The 20,211-nt window shown below is 71.8% G+C and carries 21 protein-coding genes and 1 rRNA gene; 17 read left to right on the forward strand and 5 right to left on the reverse strand.

The window, feature by feature from the left end:
- From rrf to J2X60_RS16975, 12 genes are all read left to right on the forward strand, one after another.
- Nucleotides 1-91 (forward strand): 5S ribosomal RNA (gene rrf / locus J2X60_RS16920); the annotation flags it as partial.
- Nucleotides 92-603: 512 nt separating this feature from the next.
- On the forward strand, nucleotides 604-1,560 hold the full coding sequence (locus tag J2X60_RS16925; protein WP_309889140.1) for a hypothetical protein: 957 nt from the start codon (nucleotides 604-606) through the stop codon (nucleotides 1,558-1,560).
- Nucleotides 1,503-2,219, forward strand: a complete 717-nt coding sequence (locus tag J2X60_RS16930) for a hypothetical protein (protein WP_309889142.1) — start codon at nucleotides 1,503-1,505, stop codon at nucleotides 2,217-2,219. Before J2X60_RS16925 ends, J2X60_RS16930 begins: the two co-directional genes overlap by 58 nt.
- Before the next feature lies 1 nt (nucleotide 2,220).
- Nucleotides 2,221-3,222: an HAD-IIA family hydrolase gene (locus J2X60_RS16935; protein ID WP_309889144.1), complete on the forward strand. Its 1,002-nt coding sequence runs from the start codon at nucleotides 2,221-2,223 to the stop codon at nucleotides 3,220-3,222.
- A gap of 10 nt (nucleotides 3,223-3,232) precedes the next feature.
- Nucleotides 3,233-3,442, forward strand: coding sequence for a hypothetical protein (locus tag J2X60_RS16940; protein WP_309889146.1), 210 nt, complete (start codon nucleotides 3,233-3,235; stop codon nucleotides 3,440-3,442).
- Nucleotides 3,435-4,280: a TlyA family RNA methyltransferase gene (locus J2X60_RS16945; RefSeq protein ID WP_309889148.1), complete on the forward strand. Its 846-nt coding sequence runs from the start codon at nucleotides 3,435-3,437 to the stop codon at nucleotides 4,278-4,280. Before J2X60_RS16940 ends, J2X60_RS16945 begins: the two co-directional genes overlap by 8 nt.
- Nucleotides 4,277-5,203: an NAD kinase gene (locus J2X60_RS16950; RefSeq protein WP_070417894.1), complete on the forward strand. Its 927-nt coding sequence runs from the start codon at nucleotides 4,277-4,279 to the stop codon at nucleotides 5,201-5,203. Before J2X60_RS16945 ends, J2X60_RS16950 begins: the two co-directional genes overlap by 4 nt.
- Nucleotides 5,200-6,894, forward strand: a complete 1,695-nt coding sequence (recN, locus tag J2X60_RS16955) for a DNA repair protein RecN (protein ID WP_309889151.1) — start codon at nucleotides 5,200-5,202, stop codon at nucleotides 6,892-6,894. The genes J2X60_RS16950 and recN overlap by 4 nt, the downstream gene beginning before the upstream one ends.
- A gap of 287 nt (nucleotides 6,895-7,181) precedes the next feature.
- On the forward strand, nucleotides 7,182-8,897 hold the full coding sequence (locus J2X60_RS16960) for a CTP synthase (protein ID WP_309776947.1): 1,716 nt from the start codon (nucleotides 7,182-7,184) through the stop codon (nucleotides 8,895-8,897).
- A gap of 128 nt (nucleotides 8,898-9,025) precedes the next feature.
- Complete coding sequence (locus J2X60_RS16965; protein WP_229085520.1) at nucleotides 9,026-9,601, forward strand: NUDIX hydrolase; 576 nt, start codon at nucleotides 9,026-9,028, stop codon at nucleotides 9,599-9,601.
- The gene (locus tag J2X60_RS16970; RefSeq protein ID WP_309889154.1) at nucleotides 9,598-10,179 is read left to right on the forward strand and encodes a DUF1349 domain-containing protein; all 582 of its coding nucleotides are present in this window, start codon (nucleotides 9,598-9,600) and stop codon (nucleotides 10,177-10,179) included. Before J2X60_RS16965 ends, J2X60_RS16970 begins: the two co-directional genes overlap by 4 nt.
- A 32-nt stretch (nucleotides 10,180-10,211) precedes the next feature.
- Nucleotides 10,212-11,219, forward strand: a complete 1,008-nt coding sequence (locus tag J2X60_RS16975) for a site-specific tyrosine recombinase XerD (protein ID WP_309889222.1) — start codon at nucleotides 10,212-10,214, stop codon at nucleotides 11,217-11,219.
- 28 nt (nucleotides 11,220-11,247) lie between these two features.
- Here the strand turns inward: J2X60_RS16975 and J2X60_RS16980 are convergent, their stop codons facing one another.
- Both J2X60_RS16980 and J2X60_RS16985 read right to left on the reverse strand, forming a co-directional pair.
- Nucleotides 11,248-11,694, reverse strand: a complete 447-nt coding sequence (locus J2X60_RS16980) for a DUF2510 domain-containing protein (protein ID WP_309889156.1) — start codon at nucleotides 11,692-11,694, stop codon at nucleotides 11,248-11,250.
- A 97-nt stretch (nucleotides 11,695-11,791) separates the two neighbouring features.
- Nucleotides 11,792-12,823 carry an LLM class flavin-dependent oxidoreductase gene (locus J2X60_RS16985; protein ID WP_267484136.1) on the reverse strand — a complete coding sequence of 344 codons (1,032 nt, stop codon included), beginning with the start codon at nucleotides 12,821-12,823 and terminating at the stop codon, nucleotides 11,792-11,794.
- Nucleotides 12,824-12,879: 56 nt separating this feature from the next.
- On the opposite strand from J2X60_RS16985, the gene J2X60_RS16990 reads away from it, so the two are divergent.
- Entirely contained in the window at nucleotides 12,880-13,212 is a 333-nt protein-coding gene (locus tag J2X60_RS16990; RefSeq protein WP_071295664.1) for a TraR/DksA C4-type zinc finger protein, read from the forward strand.
- Nucleotides 13,213-13,342: 130 nt separating this feature from the next.
- Complete coding sequence (locus J2X60_RS16995) at nucleotides 13,343-13,786, forward strand: TIGR02611 family protein (RefSeq protein WP_070417903.1); 444 nt, start codon at nucleotides 13,343-13,345, stop codon at nucleotides 13,784-13,786.
- A gap of 18 nt (nucleotides 13,787-13,804) precedes the next feature.
- Here the strand turns inward: J2X60_RS16995 and J2X60_RS17000 are convergent, their stop codons facing one another.
- Entirely contained in the window at nucleotides 13,805-15,061 is a 1,257-nt protein-coding gene (locus J2X60_RS17000; RefSeq protein WP_309776937.1) for an MFS transporter, read from the reverse strand.
- 111 nt (nucleotides 15,062-15,172) lie between these two features.
- Between J2X60_RS17000 and J2X60_RS17005 the strand changes: the two genes are divergently transcribed.
- Both J2X60_RS17005 and J2X60_RS17010 read left to right on the forward strand, forming a co-directional pair.
- The gene (locus J2X60_RS17005; protein ID WP_070417905.1) at nucleotides 15,173-15,547 is read left to right on the forward strand and encodes a helix-turn-helix transcriptional regulator; all 375 of its coding nucleotides are present in this window, start codon (nucleotides 15,173-15,175) and stop codon (nucleotides 15,545-15,547) included.
- Nucleotides 15,544-17,214 (forward strand): methyltransferase, encoded by a 1,671-nt coding sequence (locus tag J2X60_RS17010; protein ID WP_396127810.1) that lies wholly within the window; start codon nucleotides 15,544-15,546, stop codon nucleotides 17,212-17,214. The genes J2X60_RS17005 and J2X60_RS17010 overlap by 4 nt, the downstream gene beginning before the upstream one ends.
- Nucleotides 17,215-17,217: 3 nt before the next feature.
- Here the strand turns inward: J2X60_RS17010 and J2X60_RS17015 are convergent, their stop codons facing one another.
- Nucleotides 17,218-18,081, reverse strand: coding sequence for an NAD(P)-dependent oxidoreductase (locus J2X60_RS17015; protein WP_070419385.1), 864 nt, complete (start codon nucleotides 18,079-18,081; stop codon nucleotides 17,218-17,220).
- A 103-nt stretch (nucleotides 18,082-18,184) separates the two neighbouring features.
- Nucleotides 18,185-18,775: a TetR/AcrR family transcriptional regulator gene (locus J2X60_RS17020; protein WP_083295193.1), complete on the reverse strand. Its 591-nt coding sequence runs from the start codon at nucleotides 18,773-18,775 to the stop codon at nucleotides 18,185-18,187.
- Nucleotides 18,776-18,908: 133 nt separating this feature from the next.
- Between J2X60_RS17020 and J2X60_RS17025 the strand changes: the two genes are divergently transcribed.
- Nucleotides 18,909-20,177 carry an MFS transporter gene (locus J2X60_RS17025; RefSeq protein ID WP_309889159.1) on the forward strand — a complete coding sequence of 423 codons (1,269 nt, stop codon included), beginning with the start codon at nucleotides 18,909-18,911 and terminating at the stop codon, nucleotides 20,175-20,177.
- Nucleotides 20,178-20,211: the final 34 nt, after the last annotated feature.

The following is a 20,211-nucleotide window of genomic DNA, read 5'->3' on the forward strand; positions in this document are numbered from 1 at the left end:
GCCCGGTCACATTCCGAACCCGGAAGCTAAGCCTCTCAGCGCCGATGGTACTGCAAGGGGGACCTTGTGGGAGAGTAGGACGCCGCCGGACTCAATTTAGTAAGAAGATGTGGCCATCGGCCCTCCATCGAGAACTCGTAGGGGAGACCCTCGTTCTCGGGAGGCCGGTGGCTACTTCTGTTTCTGCCGCACCTCGCTCGACTCGTGCGCTCGTTCGTGATGGACTGGGTGCACGCGTACGGGCGGGACAGTGCGGCGCCGACACACACAACGACACAGCGGACGATGGCCTGGGCGAGTGCTCGGGCACGCAATGAGGAGCAACGGTGGCGAACGACGACGATCAGCGGCGGAACGACGGCGATCGTGGAGACCGACGAGGTCGCGATGGCGACCGGTCCCCTCGGCGTGACGGTGGGAACCGTTGGTCGTCCGGGCCGCGCGACTTCGAGCGGCGCGAGGGCGACCGGCGCGATGCTCCCCGGCGCGACGGGGATCGTCCTGCTCGGGATGCTGGTTCGTCCCGTGACGGAGCGCGCTCCTACCGGGACGGCGATCGTCCGTTCCGCGATGGTGGCCGGCGGCCCGCCTGGCGTGGTGACCGTGACGACTCGAGTCGTCCTCCTCGTGGTGACGGTCCGCGCAGCTCGGATCGTCCTGCTCGTGACGGGGATCGCCCGTTCCGTGGGGGTTCCGACCGTCCTCGTCGTGATGGCGACCGTCCGTTCCGTTCGGACCGTCCGGCTCGCGATGGGGATCGTCCCCGTCGTGACGGGGACCGTCCCTTCCGTGGTGGCGACGACCGTCCGCGTCGTGACGGTGACCGTCCGTTCCGGTCGGACCGTCCGGCTCGTGATGGCGACCGTCCGTTCCGGTCGGACCGTCCGGCTCGTGATGGCGACCGTCCGTTCCGGTCGGACCGTCCGGCTCGTGATGGCGACCGTCCGTTCCGTGGGGGTGCCGACCGTCCGGCTCGTGATGGCGACCGTCCGTTCCGGTCGGACCGTCCGGCTCGTGATGGCGACCGTCCGTTCCGTGGGGGTTCCGACCGTCCTCGTCGTGATGGCGACCGTCCGTTCCGGTCGGACCGTCCGGCTCGTGATGGCGACCGTCCGTTCCGGTCGGACCGTCCCGCCCGTGACGGCGATCGACCCCGTCGTGACGGTGACCGTCCGTTCCGCTCGGACCGTCCCGCGCGAGACGGCGACCGACCCCGTCGTGACGGGGACCGTCCGTCCCGCGGCGGCCAGGACCGTGACCGCGGTGGTCGCGACGACCGTCAGCGCTTCGGCGACGGCAGCCGTCACGCCGGTGCACGGTTCGGCGAGGCCTCGCGGGACGACTGGGAGGACCGCGACCCGTACGGCACCAAGTCGATCCGCCCCCGCCACGAGGACCCGGAGATCCCCGAGGACATCCAGGCACGCGATCTCGACAAGGTCGCCCGGGCGGAGCTCAAGACGCTCAGCAAGGACAACGCCGACTGGGTCGCCCGCCACCTCGTGGCCGCGGCACTCCTGGTCGACGAGGACCCCGAGACCGCGAACCAGCACGCACTGAGCGCGGCTCGTCGAGCCGGCCGGGTCGGCGTCGTCCGTGAGACAGCGGCCATCACGGCGTACCGCCTCGGTGACTTCGCGACGGCGCTGCGAGAGCTCCGGACCTACCGACGCATCTCCGGCCGGAACGACCAGCTGCCGATGATGGTCGACTGCGAGCGTGGTCTCGGCCGTCCCGAGCGGGCGCTCGAGCTCGGCCGGTCCGTCGACCGCGCGGCGCTGGACACGGCCGTGCAGGTCGAGCTCGCCATCGCCATGTCCGGTGCGCGCCTCGACCTCGGGAATCCCACAGCTGCACTCGGCGAGCTGGAGATTCCACAGCTCGACCCGTCCACTGCCTACAGCTGGTCCCCGGCGCTCTACAGTGCTTACGCGGCCACGCTCGAGGAGCTCGGCCGCCAGGACGAGGCCGACGAGTGGTGGGCCCGTGTCGATCGTGCGGCAGCGGCCCTGGCCGAGGTCGCCGACGAGAACGCTTGGGAGACAGTTGATGTGGTCGAGGAAACGCTCGAAGTCGAAGGACCCGCAGACGAGCTCGCCGGAGCCGTCGACGACGAGCCCCTCGGTGACGAGCCCGACGACGACGAACCGGCCGGAGACGAGCCCGGCGAGATCGACGACGACAACCCCTCCGACGTCGACGGGTCCGCAGCCGACTGACGTGCCGAAGCCGCCGACGGACGGTGTGGACGTCGTCCTCACCGACCTCGACGGCGTCGTGTACCGCGGCCGCAACGCGATCCCGCACGCGGTCGAGGCGCTGACCCGCGCCTCGCTGACCGCCCGCGTCGGCTACATCACGAACAACGCATCGCGCCGCCCAGTCGACGTCGCGGAGCACCTCGAGCGGTACGGGCTCGAGGTGTCCGAGGACGACGTGGTGACTTCGTCGCAGGCGGGCGTCCGGCTGCTCGAGACGCTCGTCCCCGCGGGTGCGACGGTGCTCGTCACGGGTGGTCTGGGGCTGACGAGCATCGTCGAGGCAGCGGGCTTCACCGTGACGTCCAGCGCCGAGGACTCGCCGGCCGCGGTCATCCAGGGGTTCTCCCCGGACCTCGGGTGGACGCACCTCGCCGAGGCGTCCTTCGCCCTGGCCGACCCGGACGTGCCGTGGGTCGCGACGAACATGGACTGGTCGATCCCGGTCGAGCGTGGCATCGCGCCCGGCAACGGCACGCTCGTGTCCGCCGTGCACCAGGCCGTCGGTCGGATGCCCGTGGTCGCCGGCAAGCCCGAGCGGCCGATCTTCGACGCAGCCCTCGCGCGCTTCGGTGGTGAGCACCCGTTGTTCATCGGCGACCGCCTCGACACGGACATCAAGGGCGCGAACGACGCCGGTATCCCCAGCGTCCTCGTCCTCACCGGGATCGACAAGGCCAAGCAGGTGCTCGCGGCCGACCAGCGGTCGCGTCCCACCTACATCCTCGGCGACCTCCGCGGCCTGTCCGAGCCCTACCCGGTGACGATCCGACGGGAAGACCCGGACGGTACCCGCTACGCCACGGTCGGTGCCGTCACGGTGGCGATGCGCGGCCACATCGTGCGGGTGCTCGACGACGGCGACGCGATCGACCTGCTCCGCGCCGGGACCGCCCTCATCTGGGAGTCCGGGCTCGCGATCTACGGACTCGACGTCGACCCGAAGCTGTACGGCGGCGAGTAGCGTGACCGAGGTGTCGAACGACGAGCGGGACCCCGAGCGCGACGCCCGCCCGGGCGATCCGGACCAGGTGCGGACGGACGACCACGCCGTGACGGATGACTTCGGGCGGCGCACCGCCGCGGCCGAATCGCTGCCGCTGGCCGAGCGCGCCGATGCGTTCTCCGCGCTGCACGACGAACTGCGGACCCGTCTCGAGAGCGGCGGCAGCACGAGTGCCTGACGAGCACGGCAACGGCGACGAGACACTGCAGGACGAACGGCCCGTCCGGCTCGATGCCCTCCTCGCTTCCCGCGGGCTCGCGAAGTCCCGCACGGCAGCGTCGAAACTGATCCAGGACGGCCGCGTGACCGTCGCCGGCACCGCGGTCGTCAAGCCGTCGGCGCCGGTGCGGCCATCGGCCCCGATCCACGTCGCCGGTGCGGACGAATGGGTGTCGCGTGCTGCGCTGAAGCTCCTCGGCGCGCTCGACACGTTCGGCGTCGATCCGTCGGACCGTGTCGCGCTCGACGTCGGTGCGAGCACCGGAGGGTTCACCCAGGTGCTCCTGAGCCGCGGTGCACGACGCGTGGTGGCGCTCGACGTCGGGCACGGGCAGCTCGACCCCCTGGTGGCGCTCGACTCCCGTGTCGCCGTCGTCGAGGGCACGAACGCGCGCAACCTCACGGCCGAGGCCTACCTCGCGCTCGACCCCGCCGCGGCCGAGACGAGCCTCGTGGTGGGGGACCTGTCGTTCATCTCGCTCCGGCTCGTCCTGCCGGCGCTGGTCGAGTCCGTCCCCGCCGACGACTTCGTCCTGCTCGTGAAGCCGCAGTTCGAGGTCGGCCGCGGTGGTGTCCGTGAGGGCATCGTCCGTGACCCGGCGCTCCGGAACGACGCGCTCATGAACGTCCTCTGGGCAGCGTGGGACCTCGGTCTGGGCACCTCGGGGCTCGCGGCGTCGCCGATCGTCGGCACGCACGGCAACCACGAGTACCTGGCGCGTTTCCAGCGGGATGTCGGTACCAATCCGACAGAATGGATCGTCCGGGCGACCGAACTGACGGAAGGGACGGCATGAGCGACGACCGGCACATCCTCCTGGTGTCCCACACGGGCCGCCGCGACTCGATCGACGCTGCGGTCGAGGTCTGCGACCTCCTGCACGCCGCTGGTCTCGTCCCGGTCATGCCGTTCGACGAGTACGCCGACATCCGCCGCGCCGAAGCCTCGGTCGGGCAGGTCGACATCCTCGGCGTCGACGTCCAGGCCGACCAGCTCGAGATCGTCATCGTGCTCGGTGGCGACGGCACGATCCTCCGCGCGGCCGAGCTCGTGCGCGGGACGGGCGCCCCGATCGTCGGCGTCAACCTCGGACACGTCGGGTTCCTCGCCGAGAGCGAGCGGGACGGGCTCCGGGCGACGGTCGAACGAGCCCTGTCCGGCGAGTACCACGTCGAGGAACGCGTCACCCTGCAGGTGGACGTCGTCGTCGGCAACGAGGTCGTCTACTCGTCCTGGGCGCTCAACGAGGCGACCATCGAGAAAGCCTCCCGGGAACGCATGCTCGAGGTCGTGACCGAGGTCGACGGCCGCCCGCTGTCGTCGTTCGGCTGCGACGGTGTGGTCGTGTCGACCCCGACCGGCTCCACGGCCTACTCGTTCTCCGGGGGCGGGCCGATCGTCTGGCCCGACGTCGACGCACTCCTCATGGTGCCGCTGAGCGCCCACGCCCTCTTCGCGCGGCCGATCGTGGTCGGCCCGGACTGCACCCTCGCGATCGAGGTGCTGCGTCGCACGAGCGGTGTCGGCGTCCTGTGGTGCGACGGTCGACGCACGCACGACCTCCCTCCGGGTGCCCGTGTCGAGGTCCGGCGCTCGCCGGACCCGGTACGTGTCGCCCGCCTCAAGGACGCCCCGTTCACCGATCGGCTCGTGGCCAAGTTCCAGCTCCCCGTCGCCGGGTGGCGCGGCCCGCAGCAGGACGACGAGGACACCCTGTGATCGAGGAGATCTCCATCTCCGACCTCGGGGTCATCGGCGAGACCACCCTCGAGCTCGGCCCCGGCTTCACCGTGGTGACCGGTGAGACCGGTGCGGGCAAGACGATGATCGTGACCGCGCTGGGCCTGCTCCTCGGTGCTCGCGCCGACGCGGGCTCGGTGCGTCGCGGCGCGTCGACGGCCGTGGTCGAGGGACGCTGGCACGTGCCCGAGCACGACGCCGTCGCCGAACGCGTCGAGGACGCCGGCGGCACGGTCGAGGACGGCGAGCTCATCCTGACGCGCACGGTCTCCGCCGAAGGCCGCAGCCGCGCGACCGTCGGTGGGCGCAGCGCCCCGGTCGCGGTGCTCGGCGAGCTCGCGGACCAGCTGGTCACCGTGCACGGACAGTCGGACCAGATCCGGCTGACCTCGGCGTCCGCGCAGCGTGCCGCACTCGACGGCTTCGGCGGTCCGGCGCTCGAGAAGGTCCTCGCGGCGTACGTGCGGGCCTACGACACCTGGCAGCAGCACACGGGCGAGCTCGAGACCCTCACCCGTGACCGTGACGACCGGGTGGCCGAGGCCGAACGCATCCGCGCGGCGTCCGACGAGATCGAAGCGGCGGATCCGCAGCCCGGCGAAGACGTCGAGCTGGCCGACCGTGCCGAGCGCTTGGGGAACCTCGAAGAACTCCGGCTGTCCGCGGGCCTCGCGCACGAAGCCCTCTCGAGCGAGTCGCTCGACGGCGTGCAGGACGTCGTGGGCCTCGTCGAGTCCGCTCGCCGGGCGATCGAGCGGGTCGCGGCGTCCGACGCCGAACTGCAGCCCGTGCTCGAGCAACTCACGGAGCTCGGCATCCAGGCGTCCGAGGCCTCCGCGAGCCTGTCGAGCTACCTCGGCTCGCTCGAACCCGACGCCGGCCACGACCTCGAACTCATCAACGAGCGGCGGGCCCTGCTCGCCGGCCTCACGCGCAAGTACGGCGAGACCGTCGACGACGTGATCGCCTACGGGCAGCGCGCGAGTGATCGGCTGCTCGAACTGGACGGCGACGACGACCGCATCGTGGCGCTGCAGCAGGCGGTCGAGCAGGACGAGCAGACGCTCGCCGGTGCCGCCGCGGCCCTGACGACGGCACGGACCAAGGCGGCGAAGGACCTCGCCGAGCGCGTCACCGCCGAGCTGAAGTCCCTCGCGATGGCCGGGGCGACCCTCGTGGTCGAGGTCTCGGACGCCAGCGACTACCGGCGCCACGGCCGCGACCAGGTGTCGATCCTGCTGCAGCCGCACTCCGGTACCGACCCGCGGCCGATCGGCAAGGGTGCGTCGGGTGGTGAGCTCTCCCGGGTCATGCTGGCCATCGAGGTGGTCATGGCGGGGAGCACGACGGTGCCGACGTTCGTCTTCGACGAGGTCGACGCCGGCGTCGGCGGTGCGGCGGCGATCGAGATCGGTCGTCGTCTGGCGAAGCTCGCGGAGCGCACGCAGGTCATCGTCGTGACGCACCTGGCGCAGGTGGCGGCGTTCGCGAACAACCACCTCAACGTCGTGAAGGACGCCAGCGGGGCGGTCACGTCGTCGAGCGTCCGTCGCCTCGAGGGCGAGGACCGCCTGCAGGAGATGGCGCGGCTGCTGTCCGGCCTCGGTGACAGTGCCAGCGGCATCGAGCACGCGCGCGAGCTGCTCGACGTCGCCGGCCAGAAGGCCTGATCGCGTCCCCGCCTGCCGGTCCAGGAGGCGCGGCTCGCGCCCGCCTCGCACCGTGCGTCGGGTGTCGGTCGGTGCGAGGCTCCCGACTCGGTGCGGGGTCGTAGCCGGGCACCGTGCGTGCAACCTCGCACCGGGCGAGAGAACGCGCACGGTGCGAACGCGGCGGCTCCCGGCCGCCGCCCCGACCGTCCGCCGGAGCGCCCGGAGACCCGGCCACACGCCCGACGCAACGCCCACGGCGAACCGAGGTCGCGCCTCCTGGCAGTTCTGACGTACGATGGAATCCCGTGGCGGACACTCTCAGCGGCGGAACCAATTCTTCGAACGCGACCCCGAAGGTGACGAAGCAGATCTTCGTGACCGGCGGGGTCGTCTCGTCCCTCGGCAAGGGCCTGACGGCGGCCAGCCTCGGCAACCTCCTCACGGCTCGTGGCCTCAAGGTCGTCATGCAGAAGCTCGACCCGTACCTCAACGTGGACCCGGGCACCATGAACCCGTTCCAGCACGGCGAGGTCTTCGTGACCGACGACGGCGCGGAGACGGACCTCGACATCGGGCACTACGAGCGCTTCCTCGACATCAACCTGTCGCAGTCCGCGAACGTCACGACCGGCCAGGTCTACTCGACGGTGATCGCGAAGGAGCGTCGGGGCGAGTACCTCGGCGACACCGTGCAGGTCATCCCGCACATCACCGACGAGATCAAGCGTCGGATGCGCGAGCAGGCGCAGAACGACCCGCAGCCCGACGTCATCATCACCGAGGTCGGCGGCACGGTCGGTGACATCGAGTCCCAGCCCTTCATCGAGTCCGCGCGGCAGGTCCGCCACGAGCTCGGCCGCAACAACGTGTTCTTCGTGCACGTGTCGCTCGTCCCGTTCATGAACGCCTCGGGTGAGCAGAAGACGAAGCCGACGCAGCACTCGGTGGCCGCACTCCGTTCGATCGGCATCCAGCCGGACGCGCTGGTCCTGCGGAGCGACCGTCCGGTGTCGGACTCGAACAAGAAGAAGATCGCGCTCATGTGCGACGTCGACGAGGACGCCGTGGTGAACGCGGTGGACGTGCCGTCGATCTACGACCTCCCGACGCTGCTGAACAACCAGGGCCTCGACCAGGTCATCGTCGACGCGCTCGGGCTCGCGGCGGGTCCGGTCGACTGGACCTCGTGGACCCCGGTCCTGCGTGCCGTGCACGAGCCGAAGAAGGACGTCACGATCGCCCTGGTCGGCAAGTACATCGACCTGCCGGACGCGTACCTGTCGGTCACCGAGGCGCTCCGTGCGGGTGGCTTCGCGCACGACGCGAAGGTCACGCTGAAGTGGGTCGTCTCCGACGACTGCACCACGCCCGAGGGTGCGGCGAAGCAGCTCGGCGACGTCGACGGCATCTGCATCCCCGGCGGGTTCGGCGTGCGCGGCATCGAGGGCAAGCTCGGCGCACTGCGGTTCGCGCGTGAGCAGGGCATCCCGACGCTCGGTCTGTGCCTCGGTCTGCAGTGCATGGTCATCGAGTACGCCCGGCACGAGGTCGGCTTGACCGACGCGTCGAGCACCGAGTTCGACCCGGAGACCTCGACGCCGGTCATCGCGACCATGGCGGAGCAGGTGGACATCATCGCCGGTGGCGACCTGGGTGGCACGATGCGCCTGGGCCTGTACCCGGCGTCGTTCACCGAGGGCTCGCTGGCGGCGGAGCTGTACGGCGCTCCCGAGGCGTCCGAGCGGCACCGTCACCGCTACGAGGTGAACAACAAGTACCGCGAGCAGATCGCGGACGCCGGACTGGTGTTCTCGGGCACGTCGCCCGACGGCACGCTGGTGGAGTACGTCGAGCTGCCGCGCGAGGTGCACCCGTTCTACATCGCGACGCAGGCGCACCCCGAGCTGCGCTCGCGTCCGACGGACGCGCACCCGCTGTTCGCGGGGCTCGTCGGTGCCGCGATCGAGCGGCACGAGGCGTCGAGTCTCTTCGACCCGCAGGAAGAGGAGCAGGTCGCGTAACGCGAGTGGTCTCTGACTGGAGGCGCGGTGCCAGCTGGCACCGTCCTCCCTCGCAGGCTCGGTCGGCGCGCCCCGCGCAACGCTTCGCGTTGCCGCCGAGCGGGGCGCGCCAGTGCCAGGATGGTCGCGTGACTGACGCACCCATCGCTGACGAACCCGCCTCGTTCGAGGTCACCGAGTCCACCGTCGTGTACGAGGGCGCCGTCTGGGACGTGCGCCGCGACAGCATCGCGTACCACGACGAGACGATGGTCCGGGAGTACATCGACCACACCGGTGCCGTCGCGGTCTACGCCGAGGACGACGAGGGCCGCGTGCTCGTCATCCAGCAGTACCGGCACCCGGTGCGGATGCGCGACTGGGAGCTGCCGGCGGGGCTGCTCGACATGGCGGGCGAAGATCACCTGACCGCGGCGCAGCGCGAGCTGGCGGAGGAGGCCGACCTCGAGGCCGACGACTGGGAGCCCCTCGTCACCTACAACACCTCGTCCGGCGGCAGCGACGAGTTCCTGCAGATCTACCGCGCCCGTGGGGTGCGCGCGACCGCGACGGCGTTCGACCGCGAAGCGGAAGAGGCCGACATCGTGAAGCGGTGGGTGCCCCGTGCCGAGCTGGTGGAGGCGATCCTCGACGGTCGGCTGCACAACTCCGGGCTCGTCGTGGCCGTGCTCGCGGTGGACGCGCTCGAGCGGCGCGCGGCGTGAGCCTCGCGGCGCTGCTCGACCAGGGGCGGTGGACGCACGAGCCCGTTGCGGCGACGCTCGACGGCGACGCCCTGCGGGTGACGGCCGTCGAGGGCAGTGACGCCTGGCGCACCACCTCGTACGGGTTCGTGCACGACTCCGAGCACGCGTTGCTCCGCCCGGTCGACGGGGCGTTCTCGGTCGAGGTGTCGTTCGTGCTCGACTACACGGAGCAGTTCGACCAGGCGGGGGTGTTCCTGCGGGTCGACGAGCGGAACTGGATCAAGGCCGGCGTCGAGTTCGCCGACGGGACGCCCCAGGTCGGAGCCGTCGTCACGCGCGATGCGTCGGACTGGTCGGTGGCCCCCGTGCCGGAGTGGACCGGTCGGGTCGTCACGGTCCGGGCCAGCCGCGACGGCGATGCCGTGACGATCCGGGCGTGGGCGGACGACGAGCCGCCGCGGCTCGTGCGGGTGGCGTACCTCGACCCCGACGCCCACGTGTCAGCGGGGCTGCTCTGTGCGGCACCGTCCTGCGCGGGACTGACCGTCGCCTTCACCGGGTTCCGCGTGGGGGAGCCGGACGGGTCGCTGCACTGACGCTCCCCGAGCGACGCTAGCCTCGTGGGGTGATCCCGTTCGAGCGTGCCACGGAGACGTACCTGCGGCACATCGCGATCGAGCGGGGGCTCTCGCAGCACACGCTGTCGGCCTACCGGCGGGACCTGCTGACGTTCGCGGATTGGCTCGCGTCCGCTCCGATCGTGGAGTCGGACGGCGCCGACCGTGCCGGGGGACCGGCCGTGCTCGACGACGTCGGGAGGATCGCGCGCGCGGACCTCGCGGGGTTCGTGGAGCACCTCGCGACCCGACCGTCCGGGCCGCTCGCGCCGAGGTCGGTGGCACGCATGCTCAGCTCGGTGCGGTCGTTCACCGCGTTCGCCGCCGGCGAGGGGTGGCTCCAGCTCGACCCCGGCGCATCCGTGCGGCCGCCGAAGGCCCCGATGCGGCTGCCGAAGGCCATCTCGGTGCACGACATGGAGCGGTTGCTCGGGGCCGCGTCCGACGGGTCGCCCGACGGTGCGGCCGACGACCTCGTGGGGCTGCGGGACCGGGCGTTGCTCGAACTCCTCTACGCCACGGGCGCGCGCATCTCGGAGGCCGTCGGGCTCTCGGTCGACGACGTGACGACGCTGTCGGACGGCTCCGGTGACCTCGACGACGGGCTGTCCGTCGTCAAGGTCACCGGCAAGGGCAACAAGCAGCGGGTGGTGCCGCTCGGCAGTTTCGCGCGGGCGGCGATCGACGCGTACCTCGTGCGGGCTCGCCCGGTGTTCGCGGCACGGGGAGCGTCGACGCCGGCGCTGTTCCTCGGCGCCCGGGGCGCACGGCTGTCACGGCAGAGTGCGTGGCTCGTGATCCAGGCGGCAGCGGAGCGTGCGGAGCTCTCCGAGCACGTGTCGCCGCACACGTTCCGGCACTCGTTCGCGACGCACCTGCTCGAGGGGGGAGCGGACGTGCGGGTCGTGCAGGAGCTGCTCGGGCACGCGAGCGTGGCGACGACGCAGATCTACACGATGGTGACGGCGGACATGCTGCGGGACGTGTACCAGACGGCGCACCCGCGGGCGCGGCGGTAGGGTTCGCACGCCAGCCGGGCGGAACCAGTCAGAACAGGTGGAACTGCGCGGACGCCGCCACGGCAGCCGTCGCCACCGCGAGGACCAGGGCGCTCGCCGAAGCACTCCGCGCCAGCACCCGCCAGCCCCCGGTCGCCCCGGGCCATGCGACGCCGAGCAGCCCCGCCACGATCGCCGCCGCACTGCTCGCTCCCCAGGGGTTCACCACCACGGAGGCCGCCGCGAGCAGCACCGCCAGGGTCGAGAACGCACTGAACCGGTGGACGCCGGAGCCCCCGGACGCCCAGGAGCGCGTCCGGATCGCCGCGGGCTGCACCGAGAACGACGGTCCGACGGGTGCGACGACCACCGGGACGATCGGCTCGGTCCGGCTCGGCAGCGCCCGTGTCGCCGCTCCCCAGGCGCGCCCGTCCCACCAGCGCAGGCGGCTCGCGTCCTGCGGATCGGGGAACCAGCCGGCGGCCGGCAGCGTCACGGGGTGCTCCTCGGGGTGCGGGGGAAGGTGCACGTCGACGCTACGGGAGTGCGGGAAGCGGCCACAGTCCCAGCCCGGGTGTCGGCAGGAAGGGGGACTACGCCGGGACGGGCGCCGCGTCCACCTCGCGCATGACGTCCTTCACCGAGGCGAGCAGCCGGGCGTTGAACTCGACGCCGAGCTGGTTCGGCACCGTGACGAGCACGGTGTCGGCAGCCCGCACGGCCTGGTCCGCCGCGAGTTCGGCCACCAGGTCCTCCGGGGATCCGATGTACGACCGGCCGAACCGTGCGAGCCCGCCGTCGAGGTGCCCGACCTGGTCCTGGCCCTCGACCTGTGCCCGGACACCGAAGTAGTGCCGCGACTCGTCGTCGATGATCGGGATGATGCTGCGGGACACCGAGACCCGAGGGGTCCGCTCCCAGCCGGACTCGGCCCAGACCCGACGGAAGCGTTCGATCTGCTCGGCCTGGAGTTCGTCGAACGGCACACCGGTGTCCTCGGTCAGCAGGGTCGACGACATGAGGTTCATGCCCTGCTCGGCCGTCCACTCCGCGGTGGCCCGGGTGCCGGCGCCCCACCAGATGCGGTCGCCGAGCGAGTCGGAGAGCGGCGAGATCGGCAGGGACCCGACCGAGCCGGTCATCTGCGGGTTCGCGTTCGCCATCGGTTCGCCGGCGATCGCCCGTCGGAACACCGACGTGTGCGCACGGGCCATGTCCCCGCCGTTCTCGTCGGAGGCGTCCGGCACGTAGCCGAACTGCTGGTAACCGGCGAGGGCGGTCTCGGGTGAGCCCCGGGATACGCCGAGCTGCAGCCGACCACCGGAGATGAGGTCGGTCGCAGCCGCCTCCTCCGCCATGTACAGCGGGTTCTCGTAGCGCATGTCGATGACGCCGGTGCCGATCTCGATGCGGCTGGTCTTCGCTGCGATCGCGGAGAGCAACGGGAAGGGCGCCGCCTGCTGGGGCGCGAAGTGGTGGACCCGGAAGTACGCGCCGTCGACGCCCGCCTCCTCGGCGGCGACCGCGAGGTCGATCGCCTGGACCAGGGCCTCACGACCGCTGCGCACCTTCGACCCCGGCACGTCGCGCCAGTGTCCGAACGACAGGAACCCGATCTTCGTCATGTGGATACGAACGCATCCGACAGCACGGTCATTCCGGGCCGACTACGGTGGCCGGCATGGACGATCCTCGCCAGGCACTGGTCGCGGAGCGGGCGCGCAACGAGCGGCTCCTCGCGGACGTCGAGCGGAGCATGCGGGACGTCAGCGACGCCCGGCAGGACGCCAACTCCGACGACGAGCACGACCCCGAGGGCGCGACCCTCGCCTGGGAGCGCGGCTCGCTCGGCGCCGTGCGGGACGACGCCCGCGAGCGGATCCGGTTGGTGGACGCCGCGCTCGCGCGGCTCGACGCCGGGACCTACGGCCGCTGTGCGGTCGGTGGGGAACCGATCCCGGAGGCGCGCCTCGCCGCCGTCCCGTGGGCCGCGACGTGCGTGGCGCACGCGTGACGCGCCTCCTGGCCCGCACCGTCTGACGGGAGGCGCGGGTCGGCCCCGCCACGCGCCTCCCGTCCCGGACGCACCGCACGTCCACCGCGCGCGCCGCGGTTTCCCAGCCGCGCGCCCTACATTGCGGCACATGGAAGGCGACCCGAACGACCGGACCGACGCGGTCGAACGTGCCGAGACGCCGCACCGGCGGTTCCAGTGGTTCCACGACGTCCGCGCCTGGATCCACGCGCGTCCCCACCTGCACCTCTTCTACAAGGTGCTCGTCGGGATCGTCGGCGGGCTCGTCGTCGTGATCGGGTTGATCCTCGTGCCGCTGCCCGGACCGGGGTGGCTGGTGGTCTTCATCGGGCTGACGATCCTCGCGAGCGAGTTCCACTTCTTCCACCGGATCATCACGTGGCTCCGTGCCCAGCTGCACCGCTTCTGGGACTGGGCGAAGGCGCACGGGCCGCAGTGGCTCCGGAACGCCGCCGATCGCGGCAAGGCGGACGTCGACGCGGCGCACACCGGTGCTGCCCGGACGGTCGGCGTGCGCGGGCGCGGCGCGAAGCGGGCGCGGCCCGGGCACTGAGCCGCGCGCCCGTCGCGCCTACTCGGCGGGGGACACCCGGACCGAGCCGGTGCAGGTGCGCTCGAGCACCTCGGCGGCCTGCTCCTCGACCGCGGCGGCGTCCCGCGACACGAGCTGCAGCACGAGGGCGACGACCGCGGCGAGGACGATGAACGCCCCGTACCCGGCGATGACCGGCACGAGCCCCACGGTCGGCTCGAGCAGCCCTCCGACGACGGCCGGCACGCCGAACGCCAGGTAGCTCACGACGTAGATCGTGGAGAGCAGCCCCGCACGGTGCGTCGGTGCCGCGGTGGCGAGCAGCATCCGCAGCGGTGCCTGGAACCCGGCGCCGAAGCCCACGCCCGCGATCGCACTGCCCACGACGAGGCCGGGCAGGGAGTGCGCCATCACGAACGCCACCGTGACGATCGGTCCGAGCACGAGGGCGACCAAGCCGATCAGGACCGCACGACGAGCGTCCATCCGCTGCGTCGCGAGGCCGGTCAGCGCGCCGACCCCGGTGACGACGGCGATCAGGGCACCGGCGGCGAAGTGGTTCGTGATACCGAAGACCGCGCCGAGCGCCGAGGGGACGAGCGACAGGAACATCCCGCCAAGGGCCCAGCTCGCGATGAGCGATCCGGCGACGCTGCGGAACAGTCGCCGCGAGGACCGGGGCACGCTGATCCGTGGGACTAGGGAGCGGAGGGCACCCGGTCGCGGGGTGACCCGCTCGGGGACGACGACGAGTGCGATCACCATGAGGACGAGCAGCGCCCCGAAGAGCAGGTACACGAGCTGCTCCGGCGCGGGACCCCACTGCACGAGGGCGCCGCTCGACATGGCACCGGTCGCGAGGGCGATCGGTGGGATGACGCCGTTCAGCACTCCGGCGAGGGTGGGGAAGCGCTCGAGCGAGTTGTCGATGAGCGCCGCTCCGAGGGCGCCGATGAGCAGTCCGACGGAGACGCCCTGCACGATGCGGTCCACGATCAGTGCGCCGACACCGTCCGCGACCGCGAAGAGCCCGAGGGACAGCGCGACGCCGAGGCCGCCGACGACGAGCACGGGCTTGCGGCCGACGTGGTCGGACAGGCGCCCGGCGACGAGCAGGCTGGCCAGCAGCCCCGCGACGTAGATGGCGAACACGCCGGTGAGCATGAGCGGGGTGAGGTGCCACTCCGCGGCGTACACGGGGTAGATCGGCGAGGGGACCGCCGACGAGGCGACGGACACGAGGAGCATCGCCGCGAGGATCCAGAACCCGGCGACCGAGCGAGCTGACTGCGCCATGTGCGCCACCTTCCGTTGCGAGCGGGACAGTACGAAGAGAGTCGTACAGTATCGAGTCGTGCTGTACGACGCAAGTCGTACTACGAGCGGAACGGTGGTAGCGTCCCGTCCATGCCCGCGACCGTGGATGCTCCCGAACACCTGCCGCAGCCGACCGTGGCCGAGATGGACCTGCCGGTCGTGATGGACGCCCTGAGCGACCCGATCCGGCTCGCGATCCTGCACCGCTACCTCGTCGACGCCGCCGGTGGCATCCGCAGCTGCGGCTGGGTCGGCATCGACCGGCCGAAGTCCACGCTGACCCACCACTTCCGCGTCCTGCGCGAGGCCGGGCTCCTCGAGCAGCACCAGGAGGGGCTCACCCGGTCGAGCCGCGTCCGCATCGAGGACGTCGAGCAGCGGTTCCCCGGGCTCCTCGACCTCGTGTTCGCGTGGGAGGTCCCCGCGGCCCTCATGCGCACGGACCTCGCCGAGGGCGCCGCGTGAACGCCCCCGCCTCCGCCGACTCCGCCGCGTCCGCCCGGACCCCGCACACGCTCCCGACGATCGGCGCCGACGCCGCCGTCACCGACGCACTGCGCCAGGACCTGACCGACGCGGGGTTCACGGTCGAGCGGGTGGACGCCCTGTGGGGCGCCGAGGCCGCCGCGTCGCTCCACCGCGGTTCGCGCGTCGCGGCGCTCCGGGCGCTCGCCGCTCGCGACACGACACCGCTCGGCACCCTCGCGACGCTCTTCGTGCTCGGGCTCCCGGTCCGTCGTGCCGACGCGGACGCCGCGTTCCCGTCCACCGGCGTGCAGTCCGTCGAAGCGAGCGGTCTGGTCCGCGTCGACGCCGACTCCGTCACTCCCGCCGTGGACCTCCGCCCCTACGCCTTCGTCGACGACCTCGGCGCCGGCAGCTGGTGGATCGTCTCGGACCTCGGCGAACTCGCACTCGGCACGGCCCTCGGTGAGGAGCACGTCCTCGGCATCGGCGGTGCCACCACGACGCTCTCCGGCCTGCAGGTCCCCGTGCCCGTCCGTCGCGTGCTCGACCTCGGCACCGGCTGCGGCATCCAGGCGATGCACGCCCGGCGCTTCGCCGACGAGGTCGTCGCCACCGACATCTCGCGCCGGGCCCTCGACATCGCCCGGTTCAACGCGCAGCTCAACGGCATCGACGGCATCGAGTTCCGCTTCGGCTCCCTGTTCGAACCGGTCGCGGGAGAGCGCTTCGACCGCATCGTCTCGAACCCGCCGTTCGTCATCACGCCCCGCAGCGAGGGCGTCCCCGCCTACGAGTACCGCGACGGCGGCATGGTCGGCGACGCCCTCGTCGAGACCGTCCTGACCGGGCTCGGCGACCACCTCGAACCCGGCGGGACCGCGCAGCTGCTCGGCAACTGGGAGTACCACTGGGGCACGGACGGCCTCGACCGCGTGCGGTCCTGGTTCGAGCGCGCAGACACCGACGGACTCGGGCTCGACGCCTGGGTCGTCGAGCGGGAACGGCAGGACCCGACGGCCTACGCCGAGACGTGGATCCGGGACGGCGGGACGAAGCCCGGGACGCCCGAGTTCGACCGGCTGGTCGGCGCGTGGCTCGACGACTTCGCGGACCGTCGGGTGACCGGCGTCGGCTTCGGGTACGTCGTGGTCCGGAAGCCCCGGCCGGGGCCCACGCGGGCCGGTTCCGGCGCGTCGCGGAGCCTGCGGAGCGACGGGGCGGCCGAGCCCGTGGGGAGAGGCGCGGCGCACCTCCGCCGCTTCGAGCGCGTCCCCGAGACGCTCGGCTCCAACCCCGCGGGTCTCGGCGCGACGGTCGCGCGGGTCCTCGACGCGGCCGCGTGGCTCGCCGCGCACGACGACGTCGCGCTCGCCGCCGCCCACCTCGTGGTCGCCGGCGACGTCACCGAGGAGCGCTTCTACTGGCCGGGCAACGACGACCCGACCGTGATGACGCTCGTGCAGGGCGGTGGACTCGGACGCCGCGTGGACGCCGACACCGCGCTCGCCGCGTTCGTCGGGGCCTGCGACGGGGAACTGTCGGTGGCGGCGATCGTCGGCGCCCTCGCGCAGATCACCGGGGTGGACGAGCAGGTGCTCGCCGCCGACCTGCTGCCGGCGGCGCGCGACCTGGTGCTCGACGGCCTGCTCGTCCCAGCCGCCTGACGATCAGGCGCGGTGGTCGCGCCAGCTGTGCTCGGGGGCGTAGCCCAGCAGCTCGCGGGCCTTCTCCGACGAGAGCAGCGAGCTGACGCCGTCGATGTCCGCGCGGCGCTCGATGTCCGGCACGTAGCGCTCGACGAGCTCGATCGTCGGGGTGTCCATGACGGTGTCCGGGCTCGCGATCACGAACGCCTCGAACCCGGTGAGCTCGGCCTCGAGGGCCTTGCGCACGGCCTGGGCGCCGTCGCGGGAGTCGATGTACGACCAGAGGTTGAACGTCTTCGCCTCGGGGGTGGCGTCCCAGGGGAACGCGGGGTAGTCGGTCTCGTCCATCACGTTCGAGAACCGCAGACCGATCATCTTCAGCTCCGGGTCCCAGCGGGTGAAGTGGCGGGCCATCTCCTCCTCCACGGCCTTGCCGAGCGAGTACGACGACTGCGGGCGCACCGCGAACTCCTCGTCGACGGGCAGGTACGGCGGGTGGTGCTCACCCATCGGGATGCCGAGCAGGGTCTCGCTCGACGCCCACACCAGGTTCTTGATCTTCGCGGCGCGTGCGGCGTGGAAGACGTTGATCGACGACGTCACGTTGTTCGTGATGAGCGCGACGTCCGGCACCTGCCCGGGAGCGGGGACCGCGGCGAGGTGCACCACGGCGTCGACGTGGTCGTACCGGTCGTCGACGCCGAGCAGGACGTTCAGCACCTGGCCGTGGTCGGTGAGGTCGGTGCGGACGAACTGCACCCGTTCGGGCTTGTCGGGGAAGGGCACGCGGTCGACCAGGACCACGTCGTACCCGTGCGCATCGAGGTCGCGCACCACCGCTCGCCCGAGCTTGCCACTGCCGCCGGTCACCACTACACGCGTCATCGCGTCACTCCACATCGTCGTCGGGTCGCCCTCGCGGGCAGGCTCCATCCTGCCCGGCGCGACCTGACCCGACCAGGCCCTGTCCGTACCCCGTTGCCCGGGGTCAGGCGGTGGGGGCGACCTGGGCGATCGCGAGCCGTGCGACGAGCTCGACGTGCTGCGCCATGTCGCGCGACGGGTCGAACAGCCACTGGATCTGCATGCCGTCCGAGACCGCGAGCAGCACGCTCGTCAGTTCCTCGACGTCGACGTCGACGCGGAGTCGTCCGTCCTCCTGCATGGCGCGGAAGTCGGAGGACAGGTCGCGGCGGCTGCGCTCGTAGCGCTCGCGGAAGTACTCGTGCGCCGGGTGCTCCGGGTCGGTCGCGGCCGCGGCGGAGAGGTTGACGAACATCTGCACGAGGCCGGGGACCTCGGCGTTGTGCCGCACGATCGCGGCGAGCAGCGCTGCCGGGTCCGGGGCGTGCCAGTCGTGCTGCAGGTCGATCTCGTCGCGGCGCCGCAGGATCTCGACCCAGAGCTCGTCCTTCGAGTCGAAGTAGTGCAGCAACCCGGCCTGCGTCAGCCCGACGGCATCGGCGATGTCCTTGATGCTCGTGCGACGGAAGCCCTGCGACGCGACGAGGTCGAGCGCCGTCGTGAGGATCTCCTCGCGCTTCGCGATGCCCTTCGCGTACGAACCCCGTCGTGCCATGGCAGGACTGTACCGCTCTCGGCGACCGCCCAGAAAACCTAGCCCCGGTTGGTTTTGGTGTTACGGTGGCACGAGCCGCCGACGAAGGCGTGCGAGTCGCCGACGCAGGCGGCGTCCCCGAGAAGAGGTTGCAGTGGCCAACGATGCCCTGACCGTCAACGACACCCCGACCGCCGTCGCGCCCACGCGCGGCCGGGGCAATCCGCTCATGTACACGCTCGGCATGCCGATCGCGATGCTCGGCCTGTACATCGCGCTGCTGCCGCCGGTGCTCGTCGCCATGGCGCTGAAGGTCGCCGAGATCGCGCCGGACGACCAGGCGGGCGTGCTCGGCCTGGCGCTCGGTGTGGGCGCGTTCGCCGCGATGGTCGCCAACCCCCTTGCCGGTCGCTTCAGCGATCGGACTGCCGGGAGGCTCGGCATGCGTCGTCCGTGGATCATCGGTGGCACCGTGGTCGGCTTCGCGGGCCTCGTGGTCGTCGCGACGACCACCTCGACCGTCGTGCTGGTCCTCGCGTGGGGCGTCACGCAGATCGCCTACAACGCCACGATCGCGGCGCTGACCGCCGTCATGCCGGACCACGTCACGCGGTCCCAGCGCGGCCGGGTCGCGGCGCTGCTCGGGCTCTCCCAGAACCTCGCGCTCGTCGGCGGCACGTTCCTCGTGCAGCTCTTCTCGACCTCGGCGACGCAGATGATCATCCCCGGCGCGATCGGGTCGATCGTCGTCGTGCTCTACGCGCTCGTGTTCCGCGACCGCGTGCTCACCAACCGGCCGACGTCGAAGCTCAGCGTCGGGCAGGTCTTCGGGTCGTTCGTGTTCAACCCGGTGAAGCACCCGGACCTCGGCTGGGCCTGGCTGACCCGCTTCCTCATGGTCGCCGCGCAGTACACCGCGGTGAGCTACCTGACCTACTTCCTGCGCGACGACATCGGCGTCGAGTCCGAGCACGTCGCGAACGCGGTGTTCCAGGGCACGCTGTGGAACGTCGTGGGGATCGTCCTCACGTCCCTCGTCGCCGGGTGGCTGTCCGACAGGCTCGGCCGCCGCAAGCTCTTCGTCGCCGTGGCCGGTGTCGTCGGCGTGGTGGGCCTCGTGCTCATCGCGCTCGCGCCGTCGCTCGGCATGGTGCTCGTCGGTGAGTTCGTGATGGGCGCCGGCATGGGTGTCTTCTACGCCGTCGACCTCGCCCTCATCACCGACGTGCTCCCCTCCGACGAGGACAACGCGAAGGACCTCGGCGTGGTGAACATCGCGCAGGCCCTGCCGCAGTCGATCGTCCCCGCCTCCGCCCCCGGTGTGATCGCCCTCACCGGCGGGTACAGCGGCTTCTTCATCACCGGCGCCGTCGTCGGACTGCTCGGCATCGCCTCGGTGTCCCGCATCCGCGGCGTGCGCTGACCACCTGTTCTGGCTCTGAACGAAAGGACCGACC

This window comes from Curtobacterium sp. 320, assembly GCF_031455235.1.
Classification (GTDB): Bacteria; Actinomycetota; Actinomycetes; order Actinomycetales; family Microbacteriaceae; genus Curtobacterium.